This is a genomic window from Clostridium sp. AF34-13 (genome assembly GCF_003477845.1).
Lineage (GTDB): Bacteria > Bacillota > Clostridia > Lachnospirales > Lachnospiraceae > Butyribacter > Butyribacter intestini.
This window is the reverse complement of the sequence record NZ_QUEB01000031.1, coordinates 1-8924: the sequence shown is the minus strand read 5'-3', so window position 1 is coordinate 8924 and position 8924 is coordinate 1. Positions and strand designations below refer to the sequence as shown.

Annotated in this window: 11 protein-coding genes; 9 read left to right on the top strand and 2 right to left on the bottom strand. The window is 32.4% G+C overall.

Annotated features, from left to right (window positions below; genetic code table 11):
* The first annotated feature begins 257 nt into the window (after positions 1–257).
* From DWZ63_RS15365 to DWZ63_RS15345, 5 genes are all read left to right on the top strand, one after another.
* Positions 258–596 carry a leucine-rich repeat protein gene (locus DWZ63_RS15365; RefSeq protein ID WP_118500351.1) on the top strand — a complete coding sequence of 113 codons (339 nt, stop codon included), beginning with the start codon at positions 258–260 and terminating at the stop codon, positions 594–596.
* The gene (locus tag DWZ63_RS15360; RefSeq protein WP_347474889.1) at positions 590–1132 is read left to right on the top strand and encodes a leucine-rich repeat domain-containing protein; all 543 of its coding nucleotides are present in this window, start codon (positions 590–592) and stop codon (positions 1130–1132) included. Before DWZ63_RS15365 ends, DWZ63_RS15360 begins: the two co-directional genes overlap by 7 nt.
* 103 nt (positions 1133–1235) lie before the next feature.
* Positions 1236–2216, top strand: a complete 981-nt coding sequence (locus DWZ63_RS15355; protein ID WP_118500349.1) for a hypothetical protein — start codon at positions 1236–1238, stop codon at positions 2214–2216.
* A complete protein-coding gene (locus tag DWZ63_RS15350; protein WP_118500348.1) occupies positions 2206–2766 on the top strand; it encodes a papain-like cysteine protease family protein in 561 nt (186 codons plus the stop codon). The genes DWZ63_RS15355 and DWZ63_RS15350 overlap by 11 nt, the downstream gene beginning before the upstream one ends.
* A 25-nt stretch (positions 2767–2791) precedes the next feature.
* On the top strand, positions 2792–3076 hold the full coding sequence (locus DWZ63_RS15345) for a hypothetical protein (RefSeq protein ID WP_118500347.1): 285 nt from the start codon (positions 2792–2794) through the stop codon (positions 3074–3076).
* 66 nt (positions 3077–3142) lie between these two features.
* On the opposite strand, the gene DWZ63_RS15340 is transcribed toward DWZ63_RS15345, so the two are convergent.
* Together DWZ63_RS15340 and DWZ63_RS15335 are read right to left on the bottom strand one after the other, a co-directional pair.
* Positions 3143–3835, bottom strand: coding sequence for a LytTR family DNA-binding domain-containing protein (locus DWZ63_RS15340; protein ID WP_118500346.1), 693 nt, complete (start codon positions 3833–3835; stop codon positions 3143–3145).
* A gap of 87 nt (positions 3836–3922) precedes the next feature.
* The gene (locus DWZ63_RS15335; RefSeq protein ID WP_118500345.1) at positions 3923–5254 is read right to left on the bottom strand and encodes a GHKL domain-containing protein; all 1332 of its coding nucleotides are present in this window, start codon (positions 5252–5254) and stop codon (positions 3923–3925) included.
* A gap of 406 nt (positions 5255–5660) precedes the next feature.
* Between DWZ63_RS15335 and DWZ63_RS15330 the strand changes: the two genes are divergently transcribed.
* The 4 genes from DWZ63_RS15330 to DWZ63_RS15315 all read left to right on the top strand — a co-directional run bounded on the left by DWZ63_RS15330 (position 5661) and on the right by DWZ63_RS15315 (position 8791).
* Positions 5661–5960: a S8 family serine peptidase gene (locus DWZ63_RS15330; protein WP_118500344.1), complete on the top strand. Its 300-nt coding sequence runs from the start codon at positions 5661–5663 to the stop codon at positions 5958–5960.
* A gap of 255 nt (positions 5961–6215) precedes the next feature.
* Positions 6216–7265 carry a leucine-rich repeat domain-containing protein gene (locus DWZ63_RS15325; RefSeq protein WP_182431555.1) on the top strand — a complete coding sequence of 350 codons (1050 nt, stop codon included), beginning with the start codon at positions 6216–6218 and terminating at the stop codon, positions 7263–7265.
* A 118-nt stretch (positions 7266–7383) separates the two neighbouring features.
* Positions 7384–8367: a leucine-rich repeat protein gene (locus DWZ63_RS15320; protein WP_182431554.1), complete on the top strand. Its 984-nt coding sequence runs from the start codon at positions 7384–7386 to the stop codon at positions 8365–8367.
* A 181-nt stretch (positions 8368–8548) separates the two neighbouring features.
* Positions 8549–8791 (top strand): hypothetical protein, encoded by a 243-nt coding sequence (locus tag DWZ63_RS15315; protein ID WP_118500341.1) that lies wholly within the window; start codon positions 8549–8551, stop codon positions 8789–8791.
* Positions 8792–8924 lie beyond the last annotated feature (133 nt).

Here is an 8924-nt window from a genome sequence, read left to right as displayed (position 1 = left end):
ACAGAACAGGTAATTGTGCCAGAAAGTGCAGTTGCCTGTTTTGGAGGAATTTTATAGTAAATTAAGTATTTTGCAACAATTTGTAATAATTTCTGTCTTATAAGATGAAGCATACAAAATTAAAAATATACAGCTATTTGGAGGGAGGAGTTAGACATGAAGCGAAAAGGTATTGTATATTCCGAAAACGGTAAAGACAGTAATTGGTTTAAATATGCATTGTGGTGGTATTTATTACAAGTCATTAAAAAAGGTAGTTGTTTCAAAAGAAAAATAAGTACTACAAATCAGTAAACGGAGTTTTGTATAATAAAAAAGGAACAGAACTGGTTCATTATCCTGCCAAAAATGGCGGGAGTACATATAAGATACCGTCATCGGTCAAATATGTTGATAGCGTTGCTTTTAAGGGAAATAAAAACATTAAGACAGTAATCTTGGGCAAAAATGTAAAAAAATTTGCTGACAGTGCTTTTAATCATGGGATTGTTGGAGAGGGATGTACGGAACTTGAAAAGATAGTAGTTTCAAAAGAAAATAAATATTATAAATCAGTAAACTGTGTTCTGTATAATAAAAAGGCACTAAGCTGGTAGTATATCCTGCCAAAAAGAGTGGAAGCACATATAAGCTGCCATCAACAGTAAATTATATCGGGTGTTGGGCATTTATGGGAAATGAAAGTCTGAAAAACATTACCATAGATGAAAATGTTACAAAAATTGATGAAGGTGCATTTAAGGGAACAAAGATTGAACATATTGGGTTGTCAGGTGGCAAGGCTGATGCCGGCAAAAAACTTAAACTAATGATGGATGCTTTTGCACAGTGCAGCAATTTAAAAGAGATAACAGGCGGTTGCAGAGTATCTGAAACGGGCTGGATGACATTTGGATTATGTAAAAACCTGCAAAATATGGATATAGGCAAAGGTCTGGAAAAATTAGATTATTCATTTGGCGGCTGTGTGAGTTTAAACAAGATCTGTTTATCTGATAAACTAAAAGACATAAATGGAGATGCGTTTGTAGATGGAGGTTGTAAAGAGTTTTATGTAGAAGATACTAATAAGAAATATAAGAGTATTGACGGATGTCTGTATGAGATAACTGACAGTACAAAAGGCACATAGCAATACAGCATTTGTGGCATATGTTGCAGGGCAAAGTACATTTTGATAATAACATTATAAAAATAACACTTAGCAAAAATTAATACGATGGTAGGAGAATGAAATGATTATAAAAGGATTTAAAAATTATTCTATATTAGTTATTATGGCATTTATATTTGGTATGGGAATAACAATTTTTGTGACAGATTATTTTGGAGACTGTCATGCATTAAAAATTATGGAGTGTGAGGCGAAAGCGGCAGATATAAATGCGTACGAATGGGAAAAAGAGTGGACTGGTTTGCAAAAGCAAATGGCAGACGGGGCAACTGATGTGTTAAAAAAAGAGATTACATTTAATGATAAAGATGTAAGTGAAGAAGAAAAAGCTACAACAATTAAGTCGTATGATATAAACAATGCAGTTCCAATGTGGACATTGTCATCTGACATGACAATGATTGCAGACTATCATAAAAATAATAACAGTTTGTCAGGTCTTATTAAGTGGAGCGACAGATGGTACATACCGGCAAAAACGATGACAGGTGAAGATGCGACGATTTTATTGCAAAAAGAAAAAGACGGTTATCATGTCTATGGACAGTATTTTGGTAATGATGACAATTATGTTGCGGATACGGCAGATGAAATAAAAGATAAGATTAAAAAAGAATTATCAGGTGTGTATATAACTGAGGTAAGGAATATCTCGATACCGTTTTATGATATAAATCTTATATATATAAGGCAGGAAGATGGAAAAGAAAAAGTTATACCATACCAGTCGGAAAGTGCAATAACATTAAATGATATTGGTGAGGAAGAAGGAAAACTTTATACAGTCTCAGAGTTTATATCGAATATGGAAAATGAGTATGAGGAGTATAGTGAACAGGAGTTAAAACAGATAGTAAAAGAAAATAAAACGCAACAGAACTTAGGAGGAAGTCTGTTGCCTAAAAAGAAAAAAGTTGAGGAGAAAGATAAAGCAAGTGATTTTTTTTCAGATTATATTACGATAATGATTATTACGATTGTTTTAGCTGTGGGAGTGCTTTTCGTAATTAAACTTATAATAAGGAGGAAATATGAAAATTAGATTAAGAAAATTGAGTATAATATTAATTTGTGCATTTATTTCTTTGAATATAACAAATCCAATAAATGCAAAGGCTTCATGGATTTATACGACGATTACAACAGGATTTCAAAAGCAAGAAAGAACGAATTGGTGTTGGGTGGCTAGTGCGAGAAATATGGCAGTGACAAAAGTCAGTAAAGTTAATGTGGTTAAATCACAAAGTAATGTGGTACAAATTATTAAGGGAAGTATAAAAAATGAGACGGGTAGTTTGCGGGAAACATCAAAGGCAATAAAAATTTTTAATGTATCATGCAAATCATCATATAAGTTTGCAAGATTGTCATTTAAGACACTTAAAGAAAAAATAAATAAAGGAGGTGGGGTAATTATGGCAATGCAGAATCCACTTTATGGAGGACATGCTGTATTACTATACGGATATGATTCAAATGGCAAGGTTAAAGTTTATGATCCTAAAAAGGGACCTATTATATGTCGATATACAGATTTAAGAGATGGTAAAACATTAAGTGGTTACAGTTATGAACAAAGTATATATTATTGATTGTAATTTTTGATGTAGAATAGAAATGAAGAAAATCTATGATATTTCACGATATACAAATGGAAAGATTGGCACGATTTATTTGGGCAAAAATGTTAAAAAGCTAATATTGAAAGAGTCGGATAAAAAATATCGTAATTGGGAAATATTTGAGATTGATAAATTGCTTGTCGAAGGTAAGAATACGACTATTGAGGGATGGAATAAAAAACATTTGTTTTTAGGAAAACTTTATACTGTCTCAGGTTCAAAAGCAGTGAAATGGGCGAAGAAAAATAAACTTACTTATAAAGTGTTTGACAATAACTGACAAAATAAACTTTTTCAACTGTAAAGTGTGTGCAGATAAATTGACAAATAAAACAATTTTATAAATTTATCTGCACCTCAAAAGTTTCAATGTATATTCATCAAATTTGAGTTTTAGTAAATTTGAGTAGCGGCGGCTTATTGGAAAACTCATGCCATTATATAAAACTACTTTTTTATCCTGAATTTTTTTATAATGTTTTAAATTTATGATGATTCCCCGTGAAATAGGGCAGAAATCAAATTCCTCAAGTTCTTTTGCCCAGTCTTTTAATGCTTTGCGGCTTGAGAAAGAATTTCCGTTATTCGTATAAAAGATGCTGTATTTATGTTCGGAAGTTACATACAGTATATCCTGACATGGAACAGATACCTCATCATTTATTTTTATAGGAAGAAAATTGCAGCTTAAAGCGGCGGCGCGTTCAATGTTTGTTTTGATTGATATTTCTGAAAACGGTTTGGAGATAAATGAAATTACATTTCGACCAAAAGCGTCTTTTATCTGCTCCTCATGGGAAGTGTTAAAAATTATAAGGGTAAAAGGACATTTTTGTTCAAGTATATTTTTGACTTCTATGCCTGTCATACCGTTCATTTCTATATCTAAAAAGACTAATGTGAGCGATGGGCATATATCAGAAGAAAGAAGTTCTTCGCCGGAGTCAAATTGATAAGTATCAATATATCCGAGGTTATGGCATAAATTGTTTAGTTGTTCCCTTGTTTTAGGGTCATCATCACAAATTCCTATTTTCATTGCAAGACCTCCTGTTTTGTTAAAGCAGATATTAGTGGTACACTTCGCTGCTTGTTTGATAGTGATTAGACTATAGCCATATAACTTTTATGTTACATTATGTAGAAAAACATAAGCGGAAAATGTATTGTTTTCTGTTTTGAGTTCAAGTTTTCCGTCATACTTTTCAACGGTATCAGCAACATTTTTCAGTCCAAATCCATGATTTAGGGTATCGGATTTTGAAGTTGAAAAAATAGAACCACTCTGTTTTTCGTATGGTTTGCAAGTGTTCATAATATATAATGTTATATTGTTTTCGTCGTTTGAGATAGAAATATATAATTTCTTTTCTGTTTCAACAGTATTGTCGTCGGTATCGGTATGCAGACTGAAAGTGTCAGTGTTAATGCGGCAGAGAGCTTCATAAGCGTTTTTCAGCAGATTTGAGAGTATGATACATAGGTCATCATTGCTTATAAATGTATCATAGGAAAATTTTCCGTCAACTTTAAAAGAGGTGTTGTCAGGTAAAATTTCATAAAAATAGTTGATTATCGCATCGGCTATGGTGTTGTTTGTTGATATAAAATATATTTTTGCTTTTATTGTAGTAAGCTGGTTTACATAAGCTTTCAATGCGTCAAAATCATCATTTTGTGCGAGTGCCTGCATTGCTGTTATGTGATAATTGTAATCATGTCTGAAAGCACGGAGGTCTGTATTTTTTTGAAGCATATCTTTATAGTGCTTTTCCTCTAGAGAGAGCATTTTTGATTTTACATTGCTGAGCTGTTCAAGCTCAGAATGGATATGGACAATTCTAAAATACAGTATAAGTATCACGATGCTGAGGACTATCATTGTGTAGATTGCCAGCACCAGAAGCCTGCGGCCGAGCTGGTTTATATTTTGGAAAAATAATAAACCGGAAACGAGTGACAGGAAAAAATCGACAAGGATAACGCAGAAGATTAAAACAAAATGCTTTATCTGTATTTCTTTTAAAAAGTTGATGGTAAACGAAAATTTTTTTCGCAATTGGGTGATAATGCAAAAAATGATTATACCGGTTATCAAGTCATTATATTCGTGTGATGAACTGTTGTATTTGGTATGGCTGATCATACAATAAGAGTAAAAGCTGATTAAAGCTATTATATTGATTGCGAGTGTTTCGGATATGACGGTAAAAGAAATCAAAGCCGGACGCTCAGCAAAAACAAGTAATGAAACAGGCAGGATAATAAATGTATTAGGTAATGGAAAAGCTGCCAGAAGTGTATATAAAAGCCATACTGATGAAAGTGCAAGAGCAATATATCTCTTTTTAGCTCCGGCAAGCGGTATTAAAAGTATATTTTTTGGTATATATAAAATGATTATAAGTTCTAATATATAATTTAATGTACTTCCTAAATTATCTGCTGTAATATTCATAACCTACCCCATATCTTTCCGTAAAAACACACTAAGGTAATTATAAAATACAGTTTTATATATGTCAATTACCGCTTATCGCAAAAATCGACCGTTCGTCGCATTGTGCTGGAATATGGCAGATATGTTTGTTAAAATAAAGTTAATCAAAGATTGCAATGTTTGAAATTAACTTTAGGGATGAGAAAGCGGTATGGAGTTATATTCGGGCGAAGATTGGTTTTATTGGCTTAAAAAGTTTTTCGGCTAAAGCGTTAAGGAGAAACTACGGCAAAGTATAGTTGAGTAAAAATGACGCTTGTTCTCTGGCCTATATGTGAGCAAGAATACGCTGGGAATATACAGGAGCGATAATGACTAAATAACATACAGAATATTAGGAGGATGGTTATGAAAAAGAGTAAAAATTGCTGTGATTGATTCTGGAATAGATACACATAATGAATTGTTGGTACGAGATTGGGTAGATTTTTCAGAAAGAGTTGATGGATATAAACCTATGGATAATAGCGGTCATGGTACTTCTATTGCAGGAGTTATATGGGCAAGAATAAATGGTGTTGGTTTAGTAGGAATAGCGAGTGATGCAGAGTTGTATTCTGTTAAAGTGTTAAATAGTAATATAGAAGAAAGAAGTAGTCAACTAGATTATTATTTTATAGATAGTTCTGTACCTTTATATTCAGAAAAATATGTGGTGAAGTAAATAGGTGATTGCAAAATCAATTATATGCTGTGCCCAATATGCAAATTTAATTGTATCTTTTCAGATTAGTTGCAACAATCAATCATAAACTCTGTCTTATATAATAACAGGGATTATAATGTACATACTTTAGGAGATACAGATGAGAGTGAAATTTATTTTATGATTTGACAGGTATAAAAAATATATTGTGAGTGTGTGGAGTTATGTATTTAATAAATGCTTGGGAAAATGAAATTAGGGAGGAATTTGCGTATGAAAAAAAGAGTATTAGCGTTGATAATGGCAACAGCCATGCTGGTTACGGTTTGCGGCGGCGGACAAATGTTGTGCAGAACAGTAAAGGCACAGATGCAAAAAGCATATGTAATTCAGAATGCTGCACCGTTACCGACACAAACACCATCTGGTGGAGAGCGGGAGGATTTTTGGTGTGACAGCACAAGGATAAAGACAAATGGTGATTACAAGTATCACATTTTGTCGGAAGAGAAAAAGCTGATAACGATTAGAAAAATTGAAAATGCAAATGGTAAGCTGGAAATTCCTGAAGAAATAGACGGTTATAAGGTAGTTGGAATTGGTCGGTCGGACAGACTGCCGAGCCGGTTGGGAATAGCCGAGTCTGAATATGAGTATTCGGATTTTGGACTTGAAGAAATGTCGGTTCTGCCTGAGTCATCCGGTGGAGTGACGGAAATCATTATACCGAAATATATTCAGTTTGTTGGGATTTGTGCCTTTGAAAATTGCAATAGTCTGAAAAAGGTAAAAATCAATAAAAGAGATGTGAATTTATATTTATATGGTGAGGCATTTTTGGATTGCAACAAGTTAGAAAGCGTGAATTTGCCGGAAAAGGTATGTACTGATGGTGATGTGTTTTCGTGTTGTGGCACGATTGATGAAGTGACAATGGGAATATCTATGTCAACGAATGCGGATGACAGTGATTGTGTATTTAGTGGGACAAATATCAAAGTGTTAAGGTTTGAAAACAAAAAGAAAATCTATGATATTTCACGATATACAAATGGAAAGATTGGCACGATTTATTTGGGCAAAAATGTTAAAAAGCTAATATTGAAAGAGTCGGATAAAAAATATCGTAATTGGGAAATATTTGAGATTGATAAATTGCTTGTCGAAGGTAAGAATACGGCTATTGAGGGATGGAATAAAAAACATCTGTTTTTAGGAAAGATTTATACTGTTTTAGGTTCAAAAGCGGTGAAATGGGCGAAGAAAAATAAGATTGCTTATAAAGTTATGGCTGAAAAAAAGATTGTTAAGCAGATAAAATGATACAAGGGTCAGAAGCAAAGGCAATCCATGGAATCCGTTGAAAACCAAAAATTTTGAAATGACATAATAAGATGATTTTATTAAAATATTACAGTATAAAGCAGGGGGGATGAATGATATGAAAAAAAGAATATTTACATTTATAATGACATCGGCTATCGGTTTACTGGTGTGTGCGGGACAGATGTCAGATGAAAAATTAAAAGCAGATTTTACACCGACGGCAACTATGGCACCTATATGGGAAAGTGCAGATTTTTGGAGTGACAGTTCAAAGATAAAGACAAGCGGAGATTATGAGTATCATATTTTATCGGAAGAAAAAAAGATGATAACAATAAGAAAGATTAAAAATGCGAAAGGAAAGGTTGTTATACCTAAAGAGATAGACGGTTATAAGGTGGTGGGAATTGGTCGTTCTGATATAGTACCTCTTGAATTAAAAATCTCGAAGCTTAGGTATGTTTTTGATGATTTAGGCAGTGAAGCGTTGTCAGTTCTGCCAAAATCATCTGCAAAAGTAACAGAAATTACGATTCCGTCTCAAATACGGTTTGTTGGAATTTCAGCCTTTAAAAACAGTAAGAATTTAAAAACAGTAAAGATTGATAAGAGAAGTACAAAGTTGTATTTATATGAAAAATCATTTGAAGGATGTAGGTCATTACATGAGGTAAATCTTCCTGAAAAAACATTACCGGGAAAAGAGTCTTTTTCAAAATGTGGAATGATTGACAAAGTTACGGTAGGCATGTATGTTGTCAGTTTGGATGAAGAATTTGGAAAGACAGGCATTAAATTGTTGAAGCTTGAAAACAAAAAGAAAAATTATGATATTTCAGAGTGCAAAAAGTTAAAAATCGGTACGGTTTATGTCGGTAAAAATGTAAAAAAACTTGTTGTGAAAGATACAGTTACAAAATATTCAGAAAATGATAAGTTGAAAATTGATAAGATGATTGTGAAAGGAAAAAATACTGTTGTTGAGGGATGGAATAAAAAACATTTGTTTTTAGGAAAACTTTATACTGTCTCAGGTTCAAAAGCAGTGAAATGGGCGAAGAAAAATAAACTTACTTATAAAGTGTTTGACAATAATTGACAAAATAAACTTTTTTAGCTGAAAAGTGGGTGTAGATAAATTGACAAATAAAACAATTTTATAAATTTATTTGCACCTTAAAAGTTTCAGTGTATATTCATCAGATTTAAGTTTTTATAGTAATAAGTAAGAAAACAATTTGGATGTTAAATATTTTTAATTTATGTGAGGTGATGATTATATGAATTTTCTTTCTGTCATAGTGACTTTTTTCGCCATTTTGATTTTGGTTATTGCCATAATCGGATTTAGAAAAGTTGGGAAAAAACAAACAATAATATTATTGTTGGGAATAATATCAGTTCTGTTTATAATTTTAGGGTTGATATTTATTATTCCAAATATGTGGAGAAATATTGGGATAATTATGCTTATAATCGGTGTGGTAATTTTGGCTGGGGTGTTTCTTTTAACAGTTAAATAAAAAAATAGATATTTATTGGTTGCATGATTAGGAGAAAGTATATGAAAAAGTTATTGGTTATAACATTATGTATTATTACATTAGTGTTTTCAGCGTGTTCGGGAAATAATGAGAAATTTGAAGCAAAATTATC

Excerpts from the sequence above, each read along its gene's own strand:
- DWZ63_RS15345 (WP_118500347.1), top strand. The coding sequence starts at position 2,792 with ATGAAGAAAATCTATGATATTTCACGATATACAAATGGAAAGATTGGC.
- DWZ63_RS15315 (WP_118500341.1), top strand. The coding sequence starts at position 8,549 with ATGAATTTTCTTTCTGTCATAGTGACTTTTTTCGCCATTTTGATTTTG.
- DWZ63_RS15335 (WP_118500345.1), bottom strand. The coding sequence starts at position 5,254 with ATGAATATTACAGCAGATAATTTAGGAAGTACATTAAATTATATATTA.
- DWZ63_RS15355 (WP_118500349.1), top strand. The coding sequence starts at position 1,236 with ATGATTATAAAAGGATTTAAAAATTATTCTATATTAGTTATTATGGCA.
- DWZ63_RS15325 (WP_182431555.1), top strand. The coding sequence starts at position 6,216 with ATGAAAAAAAGAGTATTAGCGTTGATAATGGCAACAGCCATGCTGGTT.
- DWZ63_RS15320 (WP_182431554.1), top strand. The coding sequence starts at position 7,384 with ATGAAAAAAAGAATATTTACATTTATAATGACATCGGCTATCGGTTTA.
- DWZ63_RS15350 (WP_118500348.1), top strand. The coding sequence starts at position 2,206 with ATGAAAATTAGATTAAGAAAATTGAGTATAATATTAATTTGTGCATTT.
- DWZ63_RS15340 (WP_118500346.1), bottom strand. The coding sequence starts at position 3,835 with ATGAAAATAGGAATTTGTGATGATGACCCTAAAACAAGGGAACAACTA.